Origin of the sequence: Bradyrhizobium sp. I1.14.4 (assembly GCF_050435825.1) — a bacterium.
In the GTDB taxonomy this organism is placed as follows: Bacteria; Pseudomonadota; Alphaproteobacteria; order Rhizobiales; family Xanthobacteraceae; genus Bradyrhizobium.
This window is the reverse complement of the sequence record NZ_JBNDLA010000003.1, coordinates 536,268-555,303: the sequence shown is the minus strand read 5'-3', so window position 1 is coordinate 555,303 and position 19,036 is coordinate 536,268. Positions and strand designations below refer to the sequence as shown.

Here is a 19,036-nt window from a genome sequence, read left to right as displayed (position 1 = left end):
CAAGGAGAGGAAATACATGTTCGATCGCGAGAAGAATCTGTTCGACTCCTACGCTACCAAACGCGTCAGCCGCCGCGATCTCCTGGACGGCGCCGCCAAGCTCGGCATCGCGGGCATCGCCGCAAACGCCGCCTTCGCCTCCTCGATGTCGAAGGCGATGGCCGCCGACTTCAACTGGAAGGCCCAGAGCGGCAAGAGCGTCAAGCTGCTGCTGAACAAGCACCCTTACGTCGACGCGATGATCGGCGATATCGAGGCGTTCGAGACGCTCACCGGCATGAACGTCACCTACGACATCTTCCCGGAGGACGTCTATTTCGACAAGGTGACGGCGGCGCTGTCGTCGAAGTCGGACCAGTACGACGCCTTCATGACCGGCGCCTACATGACCTGGACCTACGGTCCGGCGGGCTGGATCGAAGACCTCAACACCTACATCAAGGATCCCGCCAAGACCAACCCGGCCTTCGCCTGGGAGGACGTGCTGCCGGGCTTGCGCGCCTCCACAGCGTGGGACGGCGTCGCCGGCTCCGAGCTCGGCTCGGGCAAGGCCAAGCAATGGTGCATCCCGTGGGGCTATGAGCTCAACAACATCACCTACAACCGCAACGTCTTCGACAAGGTCGGTGTCAAGCCGCCGAAGAATCTCGACGAGATGCTGGAGGTCGCGGCCAAGATCACCAAGGATGCCGGCGGCCCTTACGGCGTCGGCGTACGCGGCTCGCGTTCCTGGGCGACCATCCATCCGGGGTTCCTGTCGGCCTATTCGAGCTTCGGCCAGAAAGACTTTGTGATGGAGGGCGGCAAGCTGAAAGCCGCGATGAACACCAAGGCCTCGAAGGATTTTCACGAGAAATGGGTCAAGATGATCCAGACCTCTGGCCCAAAGAACTGGTCGACCTATACCTGGTACCAGGTCGGCACCGATCTCGGCGCCGGCGCCTCGGGCATGATCTTCGACGCCGACATCCTCGGCTACTTCATGAACGGCGGCGACAACAAGGAGAAGGGGCATCTCGGCTACGCGCCGTTCGCCGCCAATCCGGCAGCCAAGGCGCCGACGCCGAATGTCTGGATCTGGTCGCTCGCGATGTCGAGCTTCTCCAAGCAGAAGGACGCGGCCTGGCTGTTCATGCAGTGGGCCGCTTCGGTCGAGCACGACTTGTTCGGCGCGCGCAAGATGGACTTCGTCAACCCGGTGCGCGCATCGGTGTGGAAGGACAGCGAGTTCCGCGACCGCATCGCAAAGTCCTATCCCGGCTATCTCGAACAGCACGACATGTCGTCGCCCGGCGCCAAGATCTACTTCACGGCGCAGCCGCTGTTCTTCGACCTGACGACCGAATGGGCCGCCTCGCTGCAGAAGATGGTGGCGAAGGAGGTCAGCGTCGACGAAGGGCTCGACAAGCTCGCCGACAGCATCAACCGCCAGCTCAAGCAAGCCGGTCTCGGCTGACGGATCGACCGTGTGGTGCCTAATCCACCGCACGCACCCATCCGCCGGCTCGGATCGTTGCCCCGCTCCGAGCCGGCGGCGTTGCCAGCCGAACGTGATCTCTTATCATCATGAGCATGGTCCAACTTCTCCAGACGAACGCGCAGGCAGCGCCGGCCAAACCAAGGCCGCGCGTGCGCCTCTTGCCCTATCTGCTCAGCCTGCCGGCGCTGCTCGTCTGTGTGGCGATCCTGGTTCCGTTCGTGACCGCGGCGGTCTATTCGCTGCAGCGCTACCGGCTGAACCTGCCCTATTTGCGCGGCTTCATCGGCGCCGGCAACTACATCGACTTCCTGTCCGATCCGGCGTTCTGGAATACGCTGCGCGTCTCGATCACCTACACCGCGGTGACGGTCGTTGTCGAGCTCCTGCTCGGCCTTGGCATCGCGCTGCTGCTGCGGCGGCCGACTCGCTTCCACAACGCGGTGTCGATCATGCTGCTGCTGCCGCTGATGACGGCGCCGGCGATCGCCGCGCTGATGTGGAAGCTGATGACCAATCCGAGCTTCGGCATCCTGTCCTATCTGGTCGGCCTGTTCGGGGTCACCGATTTCAAATGGGCGTCCGATCCGTCGAGCGCGCTGTTCACGGTCGTGCTGGTCGACGTCTGGGTCTACACGCCCTTCATCATGATCCTGCTGCTGGCGGGGCTGCGCTCGCTGCCGCGGCAGCCGTTCGAGGCCGCGGCACTCGACGGCGTGCCGGCGAGCTTCGTCTTTTTCCGCATCACACTCCCGATGCTTGCGCCTTACATCATCACGGCGTCGCTGTTCCGGCTGCTCGATTCGATCCAGCAGTTCGACATCATCTATGCGATGACGCAGGGCGGGCCGGGCGACCGGCTGATGGTGTTCCAGGTGCAGGCCTATCTGGAATTCTTCCAGTACACCAATGTCGGCAGGTCGGCGGCGCTGTTGATGATCCTCTGGCTCATCACCAACATCCTGTCGAACATCTTCATCAAGAACTGGCTGCGGTTGCGCGCGCGTGCGCACGGCCACGCATGACGGGGTGAGGCACGATGGAACATTCCAGCCTTGCCGGTCGCATCTTCCGCGGCGTGGCGCTGACCCTGATCCTGATCTTCTTCATGTTTCCGATCGTCTGGATCTTCCTGATGTCGTTCCAGAGCAACGATCAGATCCTGCGGATCCCGCCGCGGATCCTCTTCGAGCCGACGCTTGCGAATTACGAGGCGTTGATTTCCGGCCAGTTGCGCACCGCGGCCGGAAATCTGCAGATCTCCTTCATGCGCAACCTTTTCAACAGCGTCGTGCTGTCGAGCGCGGCGGTGCTGCTGGCGCTGCTGCTCGGCGTACCGGCCGCCTATGCCTTTGCGCGCTTCAAATTCCGCCTCGGCGAAACCATCGCCTTCACGCTGCTGTCGTTCCGCTTCGCGCCGCCGCTGCTCGTGCTGCTGCCGCTGTCGCTGTACTACCAGGAGCTCGGCCTCAACGACACCTACTTCGGTATCGTCTGGGTCTATCAGCTGATCGCGCTGCCGTTGATTCTGTGGATCGTGCGCGGCTATTTCGAGGATATCAGCCCCGATATCGAGCACGCCTACCGGCTGGCCGGGCATTCCTGGCGCGAGGCCTTCACCAGGATCGCGGTGCCGCTGGCTGGACCCGGGATCGCCGCGGCGGGGCTGCTGTCGTTCATCTTCTGCTGGAACAACTTTGTGTTCGCGCTGATCCTGGCCTCCGCCGACAAGCAGCCGGTGACCGTCGGCGCGCTCGCCTTCGTCACCGCGTCGGGAATCCAGTACGGTCAGATCGCGGCGGCGATCGTGCTGTCGGTGACGCCGACCCTGTTGCTTGCGCTCTATGCGCAGCGCTATCTGGTCGAAGGTCTCTCGCTCGGCGCGGTGAAAGGCTGACCCCATGGCGCGTCTCGAGATCAATTCGGTGAGCAAGGCGTTCGGTGCGGCGCGGCCCGCCGACGGGCTGTCGCTGGCGGTCGAGCCCGGCGAGATCGTGGCGGTGTTCGGACCGTCCGGCAGCGGCAAGACGGTCTTGCTGCGCATGATCGCGGGCATGTTCGAGCCCGACGACGGCGACATCGCCGTCGGCGGCCGCTCGGTCGTCGGCGCTGCGCCCGAGCGGCGCGGCATCGGCATGGCGTTCCAGAACTTCGCCTTGTTTCCGCACATGACCGCCCGCGAAAATATCGCAAGCGGCCTGCGCGCCAGGGCCGGTGGCAACGATGTCGCGGGCCGCGTCGCCGCGATCAGCAAACTGCTCAAGATCGAGCACGTGCTCGGCCATACGCCGCGCGAATTGTCGAACGGACAGAAGCAGCGGACCGCGCTGGCGCGGGCGCTGATCGGCAATCCGGATGTGCTGCTGCTGGATGATCCGCTGCGCAACGTCGACGCCAAGCTGCGCTACGAGATGCGGCTCGAGCTGCCGAACCTGCTGCGGCGTGGCACTGCCGCGGTGCTCTACGTGACCCAGGACTATCGCGAGGCGATGGCGATCGCCGACCGCATCGCGGTGCTGATCGACGGCCGGCTCGCCCAGGTCGCGACGCCTGCCGATATCTATGCCCAACCGGCCTCGGTCGCGGTCGCGCGACTGTTCGGCGATCCGACCATCAACCTTGCCGAGGTTTCGCCGGTCGCGGAGCACGGCATGCTGTCGGCGGTGGTCGCCGGCGCCAGGACGAGGCTCGGTGCCGCCGATGGCGTAGCGCCTGCGGGTCCGTGCTGGCTCGGCGTCCGGCCGGAGGATCTCGCGGTTTCGCCCGTGTCCACGGACGACGCCATCCCGGCGCGTATCCTTGCGATCACGCCGATGCACGAGAAGGCGGTGCTGCTGCTTCGTCTTGCCGACGGGACCGAATGGCTGGCTGCCCTGCCGCCGGATGCGCCGCAAGGGGCCGCCGACGATAGCGTTTTCGTGCGCTTCGCGCCCGATGCCGCGATGCTGTTCGATCGCGCGACCGGGCTCCGGATCGGGCCGTCGCCCCGGCTCAGGGCGGCATAGGAGCGGATGGTCATGGACATGCTCGAGCTTCGAGGCATCGACAAGGTCTACCGCAGCCGCGGCAAGGCGCCGGTGCACGCGGTGCGCGCGCTCGACATGGCGGTCGAGAAGGGCGAGATCGTCGCGCTGTTGGGATCGTCGGGCTGCGGCAAGACCTCGACGCTGCGCATGATCGCAGGATTCGAGGACGTCTCGGCCGGATCGATCGCCCTGGGCGGGCGGCGGATCCACGAGCTGCCGCCGGCGCGGCGCAAGGTCGCGATGGCCTTCGAGGGCTACTCACTCTACCCGCCGCTCACGGTTCGCGAGAACATCGCGTTCGCGCTGAAATCCGCGCAACTATCACGAAACGAGGTGACGCGTCGTGTCGACGAGATTGCCCGTCTGGTCGAGATCGAGGATATCCTCGACAGCTATCCGCGCGCGATTTCCGGCGGCCAGCAGCAGCGCGTGTCGCTGGCGCGAGCGCTGGTGCGTGACGCCGATCTCTATCTGCTCGATGAGCCGATGGGACAGCTCGAACCGCAACTGCGCGCGGTGCTGCGCGGCCGCATCAAGAGCCTGCTCGCCGAGCGCGGCATGACCGCGATCTTCGTCACCCACGACCAGACCGAAGCGAGCGCGCTGGCCGACCGCATCGCGGTGATGGAAGGCGGCGTGCTGCAGCAGTTCGCCAGCGAGAAGGAGTTGAAGGGCCAGCCCGCCAATTTGTTCGTCGCGAGCTTCATCGGCGAGCCGCCGATGAACCTGCTCGAAGCAGGGGTCACGCGGTCGGACGGCGGTATCTGCCTGTCGGTCGGAACCGACATGCGTTTCGATATCGGCGGCGCCGGGCTCGACAGTGAGGCGACGAAGGCGCTCACGAGTACACCGCAGGTTCGGATCGGCATTCGTCCGCAGAAGATCGTGGTCGGGACCGGCGATGTCAGGGTCAAGGTCGTCTCCAACCAGTGGCTCGGCGATCAGTCCCATGTCGCCGGCGACTGCGGCGGCCGCATGCTGATCGCGGTCACGCCGGGCCGCGTCGCCGCGCGGCCGGGCGACATTGTCCCGTTCGCGCTGGAGCCGCGTCACCTGCACATCTTTGGCAGCGACGGAACCTGCATGCGCCATGCGGAGGTGTCTTGACGATGACCGCTTCTGCAAGCCGCGACGTCATTATCGGCATCGATGCCGGCACCTCGCTGATCAAGGCGGTGGCGTTTACGCTGGCCGGCGAGCAGCTTGCCGATATCTCGCAGCCTAATGTGTACAGCAGCCTCGCCGGCGGCCATGTCGAGCAGGACATGGCGCGGACCTGGAGCGATACGGTCGCGGTCATTCGCGCCCTCGCGAATGCCGTGCCTGACTTGTCGGCACGGATCGCGGCGATCGCTGTGACCGGGCAGGGCGACGGTACCTGGCTGATCGATGACGATGGCCGGCCGGTTGGGCCGGCGCTGCTGTGGCTGGACTCTCGCGCCGCGCGGCTTGTCGAGGAGATCCGTGCCAGCGAGCGCAACGCGCCGCTCTATCGCCGCACCGGCTCCGGGCTCAATGCCTGCCAGCAGGGACCGCAACTGGCATGGCTGCAGGCGCAGATGCCCGACACGATCGCCAGGGCGACAACAGCCTTCCATTGCAAGGACTGGCTTTATTTCCTGCTCACCGGCGAGCGCGCAACCGATCCGTCGGAAGCCACGTTCTCCTGCGGCGACTTCCGCAAGCGAGGCTTCGATGCGGAGACCGCACGGTTGATCGGTATCGCTGAGCTGACGCGCCTGTTCCCACCGGTCGTTGACGGTGCGGTCATGACGCATCCGCTCAGCGCGGGCGCGGCCATGGAGACAGGCCTGCCGGAAGGTGTGCCGGTCTGCCTCGGCTATGTGGACGTGATCTGCAACGCGCTCGGCGCCGGGCTCTACGATCCGTCACCTGACGTCGGCTGCACGATCATCGGTTCGACCGGCATGCATATGCGGTTGGTCTCAATCGCAGATGCGGTGATGCTGAATCGGGAGGCAACCGGCTACACCATGCCGTTCCCGGTGCCGGGCCACTATGCCCAGATGCAGTCCAACATGGCGGCGACGCTGAACATCGACTGGATGCTCGATCTCGCATGCGACCTGCTGGCGGCGGAGGGCGTGACGCGCACGCGCGCTGAACTGATCCGCCGGCTCGACGATCAGGTGTTGCGGGCCAAGCCCGGCGAGGTGCTGTTCCACCCGTTCATCTCCGATGCCGGCGAGCGTGGTCCGTTCGTCTCGCATGAGGCCAGTGCGCAATTCTTCGGCCTGCGCTCGCGCCACCGCTATGGGGATTTGATGCGCGGCGTGATGGAAGGGCTCGCCTTCGCAGCGCGGGATTGCTATGCCGCGATGGGGCCGCTGCCGCGCGATGTCAGGATCACAGGCGGCGCGGCGAAGAGCCGTGCGCTTGGCGCCATCCTCGGGGCCGCACTGGATTGCGACGTCCGCATCTGCAGCCGCGGCGAAGCCGGCGCCGCAGGCGCGGCGATGATCGCGGCGGTCGCGATCGACGCCCACCCCGATATGCGCACCTGTGCCGAGCAGTGGGTTGCGCCGCATCTGAGTGCCCCACAACCGCCTGACGCTACGCTGGCGAAGCGCTACGCCAGCATCTTCCCGACCTATCTTGATGCGAGGCTGGCGTCGCGGCCGGTCTGGAAGCAACTCGCCGCGCTGCGCGCCGGAGGCGACCATGTCTAAGTCCATCGCCATCGTCGGCGACCGCTTCATGCTGCCCTCGGTGTTTGCCGAGCACATCCGCGTAGCCTGCGGCGATGGCGTCGATATCCGCACCCTGGAGCAGCCCTGGCCGGACGAGCCGATGGAGCACGGCTATGCCGGCTCGAAGCTCGATGGCCTGAAGGAATTCATGGGGCAGCCGGACGAGATCATTGGCTTTATCGGCGATGCCGAATTGCTTGTCACCCACCTGGCGCCGATCTCGCGGTCGATGCTGGAGCGGCTGCCGAAGCTGAAGTTCATCGCGGTGTCGCGCGGTGGCCCCGTCAACATCGACATGCAGGCGGCACGTGATCACAACGTGCTGGTGGTCAATACGCCCGGCCGCAATGCGAGCGCAGTGGCGGAGTTCACCATCGGTGCCATTCTCGCCGAGACGCGCCTGATCCGCAGCGGCCACGAGGCGCTGCGCGGCGGGGAATGGCGCGGCGATCTCTATCGCGCCGACCGCACCGGGCGCGAGCTCGGTGAGATGACGGTCGGCATTGTCGGCTACGGCGCGATCGGCTGCCGCGTGGTGAGGCTGCTTAAGGCCTTTGGCTGCAGGATCCTGGTCGCCGACCCCTATGTCCAGCTCAGCGCGCAGGACCGCAATGACGGCGTCGAACATGTCGCGCTCGGCGAATTGCTCGGCCGCGCCGACGTCATCACGTTGCATGCGCGGGTCACGCCCGAGACCACCCGCTTCATCGGGCGCGATGCGCTGGCGCGGATCAAGCCGGGCGCGTTCCTGATCAACACCGCGCGCGGTCCGCTGGTCGATTACGCGGCGCTGCATGACGCGCTGGCATCGGGGCACCTCGGCGGCGCCATGCTCGATACCTTCGCGGTCGAGCCGGTCCCGGCGGACTGGCCGCTGCTGCAGCTTCCCAATGTCACGCTGACGCCGCACATCGCCGGCGCTTCCGTGCGTACCGTCACCGTGGCTGCCGAGCAGGCGGCCGAAGAGGTTCGCCGTTTCCTGGCCGGCGAGCCGCCACGCAATCCGTGCTGAAGAGGAAAGGCAATTCGTATGACCCGTGAGGAACGACAGTTGCGCTTGGCGATCATCGCCAAGTGCCGATGGATGAATGCATCGGGTCTCAACCAGGGGACATCAGGCAACATCTCCGCCCGTTACAAGAACCGGATGCTGATCACGCCGTCGGCGACCCCCTACGATTCGATGAAGCCGGAGATGATCGCGTCGATGCCGCTCGAGGGCGACTATGGGGCGTGGGAGGGGCCGCTGCAGCCGTCCACCGAATGGCGCTTCCATCTCGACATCACGCGCGCTCGGCCCGATGTCGGCGCCATCGTCCACACCCACTCGACCTATGCGACCGTGCTTGCGATCGCGCGCAAGCCGATCCCGGCCTGCCACTACATGATGGCGGCGTTCGGCGGCGCCGACATCCGCTGCGCCGGCTATGCGCGCTACGGCACCAAGGAGCTTTCGGATCATGCGATCGCCGCGCTCGAAGGGCGCAACGGCTGCCTGCTCGCCAATCACGGCATGATCGCGCTCGGTGCCAATCTCGACAAGGCGATGTGGCTCGCGGTCGAGCTCGAGACCATCGCGCGTCAGTACTACCTCTCGCTCGCACTCGATTCGCGCGTCATCCTGACCGATGAGGAGATTGCCGACACCGCGAAGGGGTTCTCCACCTATGGCTTGCAGGCGCCAAAGCCGAACAAGGCCCGCGCGACGGCAAAGGCGGCTCCGCGCCGCGCCGAGAAACGGCGCAGCAGCAAGCGATGACGGGCACTGCGCCGGTCGCAGGCACAGATCACGGGCTGGTCGATATCGCGGTCATTGGTGGCGGCATCAACGGCGCCGGCATCGCCCGCGACGCCGCCGGCCGCGGCTTGAAGGTCCTGCTCTGCGAGAAGGATGATTTCGCCGAGGGCACCTCGTCGCGCTCGGGTAAGCTGATCCATGGCGGGCTGCGCTATCTCGAATATTACGAGTTCCGCTTGGTGCGCGAGGCGCTGATCGAGCGCGAGGTGCTGCTTGCGTCCGCGCCGCACATCATCTGGCCGATGCGTTTCGTGCTGCCGCATTCGCCGGAGCAGCGGCCGGCCTGGCTGGTCCGGACCGGGCTGCTGCTCTACGATCATCTCGGCGGGCGCAAGCAGCTGCCGGCGAGCCGCAGCCTGGATCTGTCGCGAGCCCCGGAGGGCGCGCCGCTGCATCGGCAGTTCCGGCAAGGCTTCGAATATTCGGATTGCTGGGTCGATGATAGCAGGCTGGTGATCCTCAATCTGATCGATGCAGCGCAGAGCGGCGCCCGCATCCTGCCGCGCACGCGAGCGGTGCGGGCGCGCCGGGACGGCGAGATCTGGCTGCTCGAGATGCAGAGCGATGACGGCGCGGCGCAGGTCGTGCGGTCGCGCGCGGTGGTCAACGCCGCCGGGCCGTGGGTTCAGGACGTCATCCAGGGCGTGGTCGGACTGAACTCCGCCCAGAGCGTGCGGCTGGTCAAGGGCAGCCACATCGTGGTGCCGAAATTCTGGAACGGGCCGCAGGCCTACCTGCTGCAGAACAGCGACCGCCGGGTGATCTTCGTCAACCCCTATGAGGACGATCTCGCGTTGATCGGCACCACCGACATTCCCTATCACGGTCGGGCCGAGGACGTTGCGATCGGCGAGGACGAGACCGATTATCTGTTGCAGGTGCTGCGCCGCTATTTCCGGACGCCGCCGCAGCCCGGCGAGATCGTGCACGCCTTCTCCGGAGTCCGGCCGCTCTACGACGACAACGCCGACAATCCGTCGGCCGTGACGCGCGACTATGTGTTCGAAGTCCACGGCGCCGATGGCGCGCCGCCGCTGCTCTCGATCTTCGGCGGCAAGATCACGACCTACCGCCGGCTGGCGGAGCAGGCGCTGCGGCGCCTCGCGCCGTGGTTTCCGAAGCTGTCGCCGGCCTGGACCGCGAACAGGCCGCTGCCCGGCGGCGACATCGGCGGCACCTTCGATGATTTCTCCAACGGGCTGGCGCGCGACTATCCCGACCTGCCGCGAACGCTTATCCATCACTATGCCCGTCTCTATGGGACGCGCGCACGCGAGCTGCTGGGTCCGGCCCGCATCACCGCCGATCTGGGCCGTCATTTCGGCGGCGACTTCTATGAATGCGAGGCGGCGTATCTCCGAGAGAAGGAGTGGGCCAAAAGGCCCGCCGACTTTCTGGACCGGCGCACCAAGCATGGCTTGCATCTGACGCCGGCGCAGCGGCTCGCGTTTGAGAGTTATGTCCAGAGCGTTTTCGAGCGAAGTGGACACCGGTTCGCGTGAAGAAAACGCGTCAAAACAAGAATCTGGAGCTTCGGTTCTGATTCTATCCGAACCGAAAATGCTCTAGGACGGCATGCGCCGCGAGATCGTCATCGTCGTGGCAGGCCGATTGTCGAAGGGCGGCCTGGACGCAGGAGACCGTCAGCCTATCGAAATTTCCTGCAGCGCTTGATCGAGCGCCTCGACCAATAGATCGCTGTGCTCCGTGCCGAATGTCAGGGGCGGGCGAATCTTCAGCACATTGGCGCCGGGGCCGGCGGCGCTGATCAGAACACGCCGTCTGCGCATCGCATTGACCAATTTCGCCGTCTCATCTGCGGCGGGCGAGCCGCCGCGGCGGAGCTCGACGCCGATGAACAGGCCGGCGCCCCGAACCTCCGCCACGAGTTCATGCCTTGCGCACAGCGTGGTGAGCCGCTCGCGCAAATAGGTGCCAGTGCGCCTGGCGTTCTCGACCAGGCTTTCCCGCTCGATCACGTCGAGCACGGCCATGCCGGCGGCGGCGGACACGGGATTGCCGCCAAAAGTGTTGAAATAGCGTGAGCGCGCGCCGAACTCCTTCAGCAACTCCGGTCTCGCGGCCATCGCCGCGATCGGGTGGCCGTTGCCCATCGGCTTGCCCATCGTGACCATGTCGGGAACGACGCCGTGGCGGGCAAAGCCCCACATCCCCTCGCCACAGCGACCAAAGCCGGGCTGCACCTCGTCGGCGATGAACAGCGCCCCGGCCGCACGCGCAGCATCCACCGCCGGCCGCAGGAAACCCGGTGGATCGGCGAATACGCCGTCGCTGGAGAAGATCGTGTCGACCAGGAGCGCGGCCGGGCGAATGCCGCTGCGGGCCATATCCTCGAACGCGGCACGAATGTAGCTTGCAAAGATCTCTCCCGTTTCATCGCCGGCGGACTGCGGCGCCGATATCAGCCGGACATGAGGCGCGGTCGGCTCGGGCAGGCCGAGCGACGGCGACAGCTCGGCGAGCGCGCCGGTGACGCCGTGATAGGCGGTCCGGGTGACGACGACGCCTCGCCCGCCGGTGCAGGTGCGGGCGACGCGGAGCGCGAGATCGTTGGCTTCGCTGCCGGTGCAGGTGAACATCACCTGGCTGATCTCGGCCGGAAAGGTCGCGAGCAGCCGCTCGGCGTAATCGAGGATCGTCTCGTGCAGATAACGGGTGTGGGTGTTGAGCACCGCGGCCTGCCGCGCGATCGCCTCGATCACATGCGGATGGCAATGGCCGACACAGGCGACATTGTTGTAGGCGTCGAGATAGCGGTTGCCTGCGGCGTCGTACAGCCAGACACCTTCGCCGCGCACGACATGCACCGGCTGCTCGTAGAACAACCGGTAAGCGGGCCCGAGCAGGCGGTTTCTGCGCGCGATCAGCTCCTGGGTCGAGGCTTCGGCCGGCATTGTGTCACTCCCCCTGGCAGGCACGTTCGATCTGTTCTGCGGCTCGTGCTCGCCTCAGCGTCCCGATCCGGGCGAGCCGGGCCGAAGCCTGCCTGTTGTTGCGCAGAATATACGCGCTGTTCTCAGGATAGCGAGCAGCCCTGATGCTGCTGATCACGATCGTCAAGACCATGCGGGTCGCGATCAGGTCGAACAGGATGCCGCGCTCGCGCGGTTCGAGCGGCGAGACCGCGTGATAGGCCGCAACCAGATCGAGCGCCGGCGCCAGCGGATCGTCGCTGTCGGTCACCTGATAGGCTGCCGCGATCGCCAGGTCGTTGATGCGGGCCGTCGCCGTCAGGTCGCCGAAATCGATGATCCCGCAGACGTGGGCCTGCGAGGTCGCGTCGACGACGATGTTGTGCGGATTGAGATCGTTATGCAGCGCTTGTTTTGGAAGTCGCGCCAGCACAGGCATGGCGTCCGCCTCGAAATGGTTGAGGACGCGCTCGACGAGAACGCGCTGGGCAGACGGTACCGCATCGAGCAGCGGCCGCAGTTCGGTGGCATGCTGGATGTCCCACAGCAGCTTGTGGCTCGCGCCGGGATGAACGAAATCGCGCAGCGCCAAAGCGAGCCGCGCCGCGCAGCGGCCGACATCGCGGCGCAACGCCGCCGACGGCGTCGCCTGATGCATCGGCGTTCCCGCAAGGAACGATAGCAGCCGCACGACCCTCATCGTGCCGTCGTCGAAGCCGATTTCGAGCTCGGCCGCGCCATCCTGTGTGGGAATGATGCGCGGAATCGGCAGCAGCGGATCACGGTCCGCGATGTGGCGCAGCGCTTCGGTCTGCAGATTGGTGACGGCCCGGTCCTCGGCGGGGTTGGCGATCTTGAGGACGTATTCGGGTCCGTCTTGCGTGCGCAGCCGGAAATTCTGGTCCCGCTCGCTGTCGAGCCGGCGGATCTCGGCCGACAGGCCATAGTATTTGCGGGCCAGCTTCTGCGCCTGCACCTCCGCAATCGGCCCGGCTGCGCGCAGCCCATCGAGCGGGTGCGCGGGATCGGCAGGCGAACGGGAGTTCTGCATCTGACGCTCCTCGGTGTCGCAATCAATAACCGCGTGCGCGGTCGATCGCATGCGGCGGACGCCGTCCGGCGCGGATCGCGTCCGCCGTCATGGCAAGCGTGGCTGCGACGGCGCTGACACTGACGTCGCTGGCGTCATGCGGGGTGATGGCGATCTGCGGATGATGCCAGAACGGATGCGGCTCGGGCAACGGTTCGGTCGCGAAGACGTCGAGCGCCGCGCCGGACAGCTGACCACTGTCAAGTGCTGCGAGCAGATCGGATTCCACCAGATGTTCGCCGCGGCCAACCTGGATCAGGTAGCCGCCGCGGCGCATCCGGCCGAACAGATCACCATTGAGGATGTTGCGCGTCTCCGGCGTCAGCGGCAGCAGGTTGACCAGCAGCTCGGTCTCGCCGAGCATCGCGGCAAGGCCGGCCGGTCCGTGGAAACTGCGGCTCGCCGATGAGATGACCTTGGCGGTCCGGCTCCAGGACATCACGGGAAAGCCGAGATGGGCGAGGTCGACGGCGACGCGCCGGCCGATTTCGCCATTGCCGAGAATGCCCACCGGGACATCCTCCGTGCGCCGCTGCGCGCGGCGTTGCCAGATCCGGTCATGCTGTTGGGCGCTGAAGGCGGCAAAGCCGCGCTGATGCCCGATAGCATGCCAGGCGATGAAGCCAGACATCATCTGCGCCTGTCCGGGATCGACCACACGGACCACGTCGACGCCGGGTGGCAGGCTCGGGCAGGCCATGATGTTGTCGACGCCGGCGGCGATCGAGCACACCGCCCGTAGATCAGGATAGCGTTCGAACGCATCTTCGGGCGGGTGCCAGGCCAAAGCAAGACGGACGTCGGCGGCACCGCCGGCATGATCGACCACCTCGATGCGCGGCGCAATGCGCGCGAGCTCCGCACCGAAATAGTCGCGAAGATCGAGGCTGCTGCTGATCAACACGCAACGCATGGCTCAGGCCGCACGCGACGAGGAAATCTGGCCGGGCACCGCAGCAAGGAGCTCGCGCGTGTAGGGATGTTCGGGGGCCGAGAACAGCGCGGCGGTCGGTTTCAGCTCCACGATCGCGCCGCGCTGCATCACCGCGATCCGATCGCAGATTTGCGCAGCCACCCGCAGATCGTGGGTGATGAACAGCATCGACAGGCCCAGCCGCGCCTTGAGGTCCTCCAGCAGGTTCAGCACCTGTGCCTGCACCGAGACATCGAGTGCGGAGACGGCTTCGTCCGCGACGATGATTTCCGGCTCGAGCGCAAGCGCGCGCGCAATGCCGATGCGCTGGCGCTGGCCGCCGGAGAATTCGTGCGGATAGCGTTCCATCGCGCTGGCGCTGAGGCCGACGAGGCCGAGCAGTTCGGCGGCGCGTTGACGTGCGACCGCCGGATCGGTGCCGTGGGCGATCGGCCCGTCGGCGACGATGTTGCCGACCTTGCGGCGAGGGTTCAGCGACGCGAACGGATCCTGAAAGATCATCTGGATGCGGCTGCGCTCCTTGCGCAGCGCACGGCCGGCGATACGGGTGAAATCTGTGCCACCGAGGCGCACCGTGCCCTGGTCGGGCTCGATCAGCCGCATGACGAGCCGGGCGACGGATGACTTGCCGGAGCCGGATTCGCCGACCAGGCCGACGGTCTCGCCTTGCAGGATGTCGAAATTGACCTGCTTCGCAGCCTGGACACGGCGTTCCGGCTGGAACCAGCCGCCTCCGCTGACATAGGTCTTGTCGAGGCCAACCACTTCGACGGCCCTGGCGCGATCCGCAAGCGGCGCACGCGGTGGCGGCTGCATCGAGGGCACGGCCGCGAGCAGCGCCCGGGTGTAGGGATGTTGCGGTCGCCGCAACACGTCGTCGGCCACGCCCTGTTCGACCACCTTGCCGTGCTGGAGCACGACGACGCGGTCGGCGATATCGGAGACGACGCCGAAGTCGTGGGTGATGAACATGACAGCCATATTGCGGCGGCGCTGCAGGTCGCGGATCAGCTCAAGGATTTGCGCCTGTGTCGTGACGTCGAGCGCAGTGGTCGGCTCGTCCGCGACCAGAATGGCGGGCTCCAGCGCCAGTGCCATCGCGATCATCGCACGCTGGCGCTGGCCGCCGGACAGCTGATGCGGGTAGGCGCGCACCGAACGTTCGGGCTCGGGCAAGCCGACCTCGCGCAGCAGCTGCAGCGCCTTCTGCTTGCGTTGCCTCGGCGTCAAGAGATTGTGCGCCTCGAACATTTCGGCGATCTGGTCGCCGATCCGCATCAGCGGATTGAGCGCGGTCATCGGCTCCTGGAAGACCATCGCGATATGGCGGCCGCGAAGGGCAAGCCAGCCGGCGTCGTCGAGGGTGAGCAGGTTCCGGCCGCCATAAGCGATCTCGCCGGCTTCGCGGATGATGGTGTCCGGCAACAGCCCCATCAGCGCATGTGCGCACATCGACTTGCCGGAGCCGGACTCGCCGACCACGCACAGGATCTCGCCGGGCGCAAGATCGAACGAGACGTCGTCGACGGCGTAGGGACGGTCGGAGCCCGGCGGCAGCGCGAGCTTGAGGTTCCTGATCGAAACGGTTGTCGCGGCGGACATGCGTCAACGCCCTTCCTTGTTGAGGCGCGGGTTAAGCGCGTCGTTGAGCCCTTCCCCGATCAGGTTCAACGCCAGCACCGAGAGCAGGATCGCAATGCCCGGGAATACCGTGATCCACCAGGCCTGGCGGATCACGGTGCGGCCGGCACCGACCATGTAGCCCCAGGACATCAAATTGGGATCGCCGAGGCCGAGAAAGGAAAGAGAGGATTCCAGCAGGATCGCGGTCGCGACCATGAGCGAGGCAAGCACGATCACCGGCGACATTGCATTCGGCAGGATCTCGCGCCAGATGATCCAGCGGTGCGATTGCCCGGTGACGATTGCGGCCTGGACATATTCGCGGGTGCGCAGCGACAGCACCTCGCCGCGGACCAGGCGGGCGACCGGCGGCCAGCTCACGATCGCGATTGCCAACACGATCGAGACGATCGAGGGCTGCAGGATCGCGACCAGCACGATTGCGAGCGCAAAGCTCGGCACGGTCTGGAAGAATTCGGTGAAGCGCATCAGGGCGTCGCCGATCTTGCCGCCGAAATAGCCGGCGAGGGCACCAACCGGAATCCCGACCGCGAGCGCGGCCATGGTCGAGACGAGGCCGACCAGCAGCGAGACGCGGGCGCCATAGATGATGCCGGCGAGCACGTCGCGGCCGAGCGCATCGGTGCCGAGCGGCAGGCCGGACACCGCGAAGGGCGGCAGGAACGGCCGCTGCACCATGCGCCAGGGCGAAGTGGGAAACAGCAGGGGTCCGAAAATCGCGATCGCAATCGCAAACAGCAGGATCGCAAGGCCGATCGCGCCGCCGGGGTTGCGCAGCATCGTTCGCAGGAACCTGCTCATGAGGCGAACTCGATGCGGGGATCGACCGAGCGGTAGATCAGGTCGGTGATCAGGTTGAAGGCGAGCACCATCGCCGAGCACACTACGAAGACGCCGAGCAGCAGATTATAGTCGCGCTGCAGCAGCGCCTCGTACATCAGGCGGCCGATGCCGGGCCAGGCGAACACGGTCTCGGTGAGCACGGCGCCGCCGACCAGCGTGCCGGCCTGCAAGCCCGCCAGCGTCACGACCGGCAGCAGCGCGTTGCGCAGCACGTGGCGACGCTGGATCACGGCGTCGCGCAGGCCCTTGGCGCGGGCGGTCTTGACGAAGTCGTGCCGCTGCACCTCCAGCATCGAGGCGCGGGTCATGCGGGCATAGGTCGCCATGAAGAACAGGCCGATCGTCGTCGCCGGCAGGATCAGATGCGCGCCGACGTCGAGCACGTGGGCGAGACCGGTGTAATTTGCCCCGACCGTCTCGTAACCGAAGCTCGGCAGCCAATCCATCGCGACCGAGAACAGCAGGATCGCCATCAGCGCCACCCAGAACAGTGGCGTGGCGTAGAAGATCAGCGCCAGTATCGTGATCGCGGTGTCGGCCCAGGTGCCCGCAAAGCGCGCGGCCAGCGTTCCGAACAAGACGCCGAATAGCAGCGAAATCGCGAATGCGGTGCCGGTCAAGAGCAACGTCGCCGGCAGCCGCTCGGCGATCAGCTTGGCGACCGGCATCTGTTGCCGGAACGAGAAGCCGAGATCGAGCGTCACGATGCCTTTGACGTAGCGATAGAGCTGGACCGGCAGCGGCTGGTCGAGCCCGAACTTCTCGCGCAATTGCGCGACGAAGATCTTGTCGCTGGCGCCGGCCTCGCCCGCCATCACCATCGCCGGGTCTCCCGGCGCCATGCGGATCAGCATGAAGTTGAAGACCACGATCGCGAGCAGGACGACAATGGCCTTGGCAAGTCTCTGGGCAATGAATGCGAGCATCGGTGGCGTCGGTTGCGTTCGAGGAACGGGCGGAAGACCGCGGCGCTGGATGGCGCCGCGGCCGGATGGTCGCTACTTGTCGAGCCAGGCGTCGCGGAAGCCGTCGTTGACGCCGATCGCGGTCGTGACGAGGTTCTTGACGTTGCAGCGGGTGATGGTTGGGAACTGCAGCTCGAGCTGCCAGGCCACCGGCACGTCGTCGGTCAGGATCTTCTGCGCCTTGAGATAGATCTCTTCGCGCTTGGAGTCGGGGAAGGCGGTGGCGCCGTCAGCGAACAGCTGATCGATCTCGGGGTTCGAATAGCCTTCGACGTTGTTGAACGGCGAGCCCTTGGAAATCTGGCTCGAGATGTAGTTGCGGCCAACGCCGAGTGCGGGATCGCCATACTGATAGAGATAGGTGAAAGCGATGTCGTAATCCCAGTCGGAGACCTTCTGGTTCCAGCCGGGTACGTCGGTTGCGATCATCTCGACATTGACACCGACGTCCTGCAGGTTCTGCTTCACGGCTTCGGCCCAGCGCTGCCAGGTTTCGCCATAGGGCAACGGCAGCAGGCGGACCTTCTCGCCATTGTAGCCGGCCTCCTTCAGCAGCGCCTTTGCCTTGGCCGGGTTATAGTCGTAAGTGGTCACCTTGTCGGTGTAGTACTTGATCGTGGAGGCCGACGGGCCGGTCGCGACCTTGGCGAGACCGTTCCAGATCACGTCCTTGGCGAAGTTGCGGTCGATCGCATACATCAGCGCCTGGCGGAATTTCTTGTTCGCGGTCGGGCCAGAGCGGTTGTTGAGCCACAGCCAGGAGTGCGGGCTGAAGAACTCCCAGCCGGCGCCGGTGACGCAGACGTTCTTCAGCTTCGTGAGGCGCGGCACATCGAAGTTCTCGACCGAGCCGCCGGGCAGCACGTCAACCTTGCCGGTCTCGAACGCCACCGCGCGCGCGGCGGCATCGGGGATCACGTGCCAATAGATCTCGTCGAGGTAGGGCTTGCCCTTGATGTAGTAGTTCGGATTCTTGACCAGGCGAATGAACGAGCCCTTCTGCCATTCCTTGAACATGAAGGGGCCGGTGCCGATCGGGGTGTTGTTCGCGGGATTGGTCTTGTAGTCGGTGCCTTCGTAGATGTGCTTTGGGATCATCGGCAGCGAGCCGACCTCGAAGATGCCGAGGAACGGGCCGAACGGCTGCTTCAGCGTGAACACGACTGTATAGTCATCCGGCGTCTCGACCTTGTCGAGCTGGGCGAGGTTGCCGCGGGCGCGCGGATGGGTCTGCTTGAGGAAATCGATCGAGAAGGCAACGTCGGCCGCGGTGAACGGCTTGTCGTCGTGCCAGGTGACGCCCTTGCGCAGCTTGAACGTATAGACCTTGCCGTCCTCGCTGGCGCTCCAGCTTTCGGCGAGACCAGGCAGCGGCTCGAGCTTCGGCGAGTAGCGCAGCAGGCCTTCGTAGATGTTGCCGGCGACCATCTGGGTCGGTCCGTTCTGTATCAGGCCGACCATCAGGCCCGGCGGCTCCGGCTGGATCACCGCATTGATCACGCCGCCGGATTTCGGCTCCTGCGCAACAGCTGCGGTGCTCAGGGCACTCGCCACGAGGAGGCTCAGCAGAATTCGTTTCAACATGTCCAATCTCTCTTGCTGGATGGTCCGGCCA

Annotated in this window: 16 protein-coding genes; 9 read left to right on the top strand and 7 right to left on the bottom strand. The window is 65.8% G+C overall.

Annotated elements, in window-relative coordinates; translation table 11 throughout:
• Positions 1–16 precede the first annotated feature (16 nt).
• The 9 genes from ABIB78_RS09650 to ABIB78_RS09610 all read left to right on the top strand — a co-directional run bounded on the left by ABIB78_RS09650 (position 17) and on the right by ABIB78_RS09610 (position 10,514).
• Positions 17–1,456: an extracellular solute-binding protein gene (locus ABIB78_RS09650; RefSeq protein WP_429023987.1), complete on the top strand. Its 1,440-nt coding sequence runs from the start codon at positions 17–19 to the stop codon at positions 1,454–1,456.
• Between the two features lie 116 nt (positions 1,457–1,572).
• Positions 1,573–2,502, top strand: a complete 930-nt coding sequence (locus tag ABIB78_RS09645) for a carbohydrate ABC transporter permease (protein WP_429023986.1) — start codon at positions 1,573–1,575, stop codon at positions 2,500–2,502.
• A 14-nt stretch (positions 2,503–2,516) separates the two neighbouring features.
• Complete coding sequence (locus ABIB78_RS09640) at positions 2,517–3,374, top strand: carbohydrate ABC transporter permease (RefSeq protein ID WP_429023984.1); 858 nt, start codon at positions 2,517–2,519, stop codon at positions 3,372–3,374.
• A gap of 4 nt (positions 3,375–3,378) precedes the next feature.
• On the top strand, positions 3,379–4,482 hold the full coding sequence (locus ABIB78_RS09635) for an ABC transporter ATP-binding protein (RefSeq protein WP_429023982.1): 1,104 nt from the start codon (positions 3,379–3,381) through the stop codon (positions 4,480–4,482).
• A gap of 12 nt (positions 4,483–4,494) precedes the next feature.
• Positions 4,495–5,610 (top strand): ABC transporter ATP-binding protein, encoded by a 1,116-nt coding sequence (locus ABIB78_RS09630; RefSeq protein ID WP_429023980.1) that lies wholly within the window; start codon positions 4,495–4,497, stop codon positions 5,608–5,610.
• 2 nt (positions 5,611–5,612) lie between these two features.
• Positions 5,613–7,193: an FGGY family carbohydrate kinase gene (locus ABIB78_RS09625; RefSeq protein WP_429023978.1), complete on the top strand. Its 1,581-nt coding sequence runs from the start codon at positions 5,613–5,615 to the stop codon at positions 7,191–7,193.
• Positions 7,186–8,226: a 2-hydroxyacid dehydrogenase gene (locus tag ABIB78_RS09620; RefSeq protein WP_429023976.1), complete on the top strand. Its 1,041-nt coding sequence runs from the start codon at positions 7,186–7,188 to the stop codon at positions 8,224–8,226. Before ABIB78_RS09625 ends, ABIB78_RS09620 begins: the two co-directional genes overlap by 8 nt.
• Before the next feature lie 18 nt (positions 8,227–8,244).
• Positions 8,245–8,973 (top strand): class II aldolase/adducin family protein, encoded by a 729-nt coding sequence (locus ABIB78_RS09615; protein WP_429023974.1) that lies wholly within the window; start codon positions 8,245–8,247, stop codon positions 8,971–8,973.
• Positions 8,970–10,514 carry a glycerol-3-phosphate dehydrogenase gene (locus ABIB78_RS09610; RefSeq protein WP_429023972.1) on the top strand — a complete coding sequence of 515 codons (1,545 nt, stop codon included), beginning with the start codon at positions 8,970–8,972 and terminating at the stop codon, positions 10,512–10,514. The genes ABIB78_RS09615 and ABIB78_RS09610 overlap by 4 nt, the downstream gene beginning before the upstream one ends.
• A gap of 141 nt (positions 10,515–10,655) precedes the next feature.
• Here the strand turns inward: ABIB78_RS09610 and ABIB78_RS09605 are convergent, their stop codons facing one another.
• The 7 genes from ABIB78_RS09605 to ABIB78_RS09575 all read right to left on the bottom strand — a co-directional run bounded on the left by ABIB78_RS09605 (position 10,656) and on the right by ABIB78_RS09575 (position 19,005).
• A complete protein-coding gene (locus tag ABIB78_RS09605; protein WP_429023970.1) occupies positions 10,656–11,927 on the bottom strand; it encodes an aspartate aminotransferase family protein in 1,272 nt (423 codons plus the stop codon).
• A gap of 4 nt (positions 11,928–11,931) precedes the next feature.
• Positions 11,932–12,996: a phosphotransferase gene (locus ABIB78_RS09600; protein WP_429023968.1), complete on the bottom strand. Its 1,065-nt coding sequence runs from the start codon at positions 12,994–12,996 to the stop codon at positions 11,932–11,934.
• Positions 12,997–13,018: 22 nt separating this feature from the next.
• Positions 13,019–13,948, bottom strand: a complete 930-nt coding sequence (locus ABIB78_RS09595) for a 2-hydroxyacid dehydrogenase (protein WP_429023966.1) — start codon at positions 13,946–13,948, stop codon at positions 13,019–13,021.
• Positions 13,949–13,951: 3 nt separating this feature from the next.
• Complete coding sequence (locus ABIB78_RS09590; protein WP_429023964.1) at positions 13,952–15,571, bottom strand: ABC transporter ATP-binding protein; 1,620 nt, start codon at positions 15,569–15,571, stop codon at positions 13,952–13,954.
• 3 nt (positions 15,572–15,574) lie between these two features.
• The gene (locus tag ABIB78_RS09585) at positions 15,575–16,414 is read right to left on the bottom strand and encodes an ABC transporter permease (RefSeq protein WP_429023962.1); all 840 of its coding nucleotides are present in this window, start codon (positions 16,412–16,414) and stop codon (positions 15,575–15,577) included.
• A complete protein-coding gene (locus tag ABIB78_RS09580) occupies positions 16,411–17,382 on the bottom strand; it encodes an ABC transporter permease (RefSeq protein ID WP_429023960.1) in 972 nt (323 codons plus the stop codon). The genes ABIB78_RS09585 and ABIB78_RS09580 overlap by 4 nt, the downstream gene beginning before the upstream one ends.
• 72 nt (positions 17,383–17,454) lie before the next feature.
• On the bottom strand, positions 17,455–19,005 hold the full coding sequence (locus ABIB78_RS09575; RefSeq protein WP_429023958.1) for an ABC transporter substrate-binding protein: 1,551 nt from the start codon (positions 19,003–19,005) through the stop codon (positions 17,455–17,457).
• Positions 19,006–19,036: the final 31 nt, after the last annotated feature.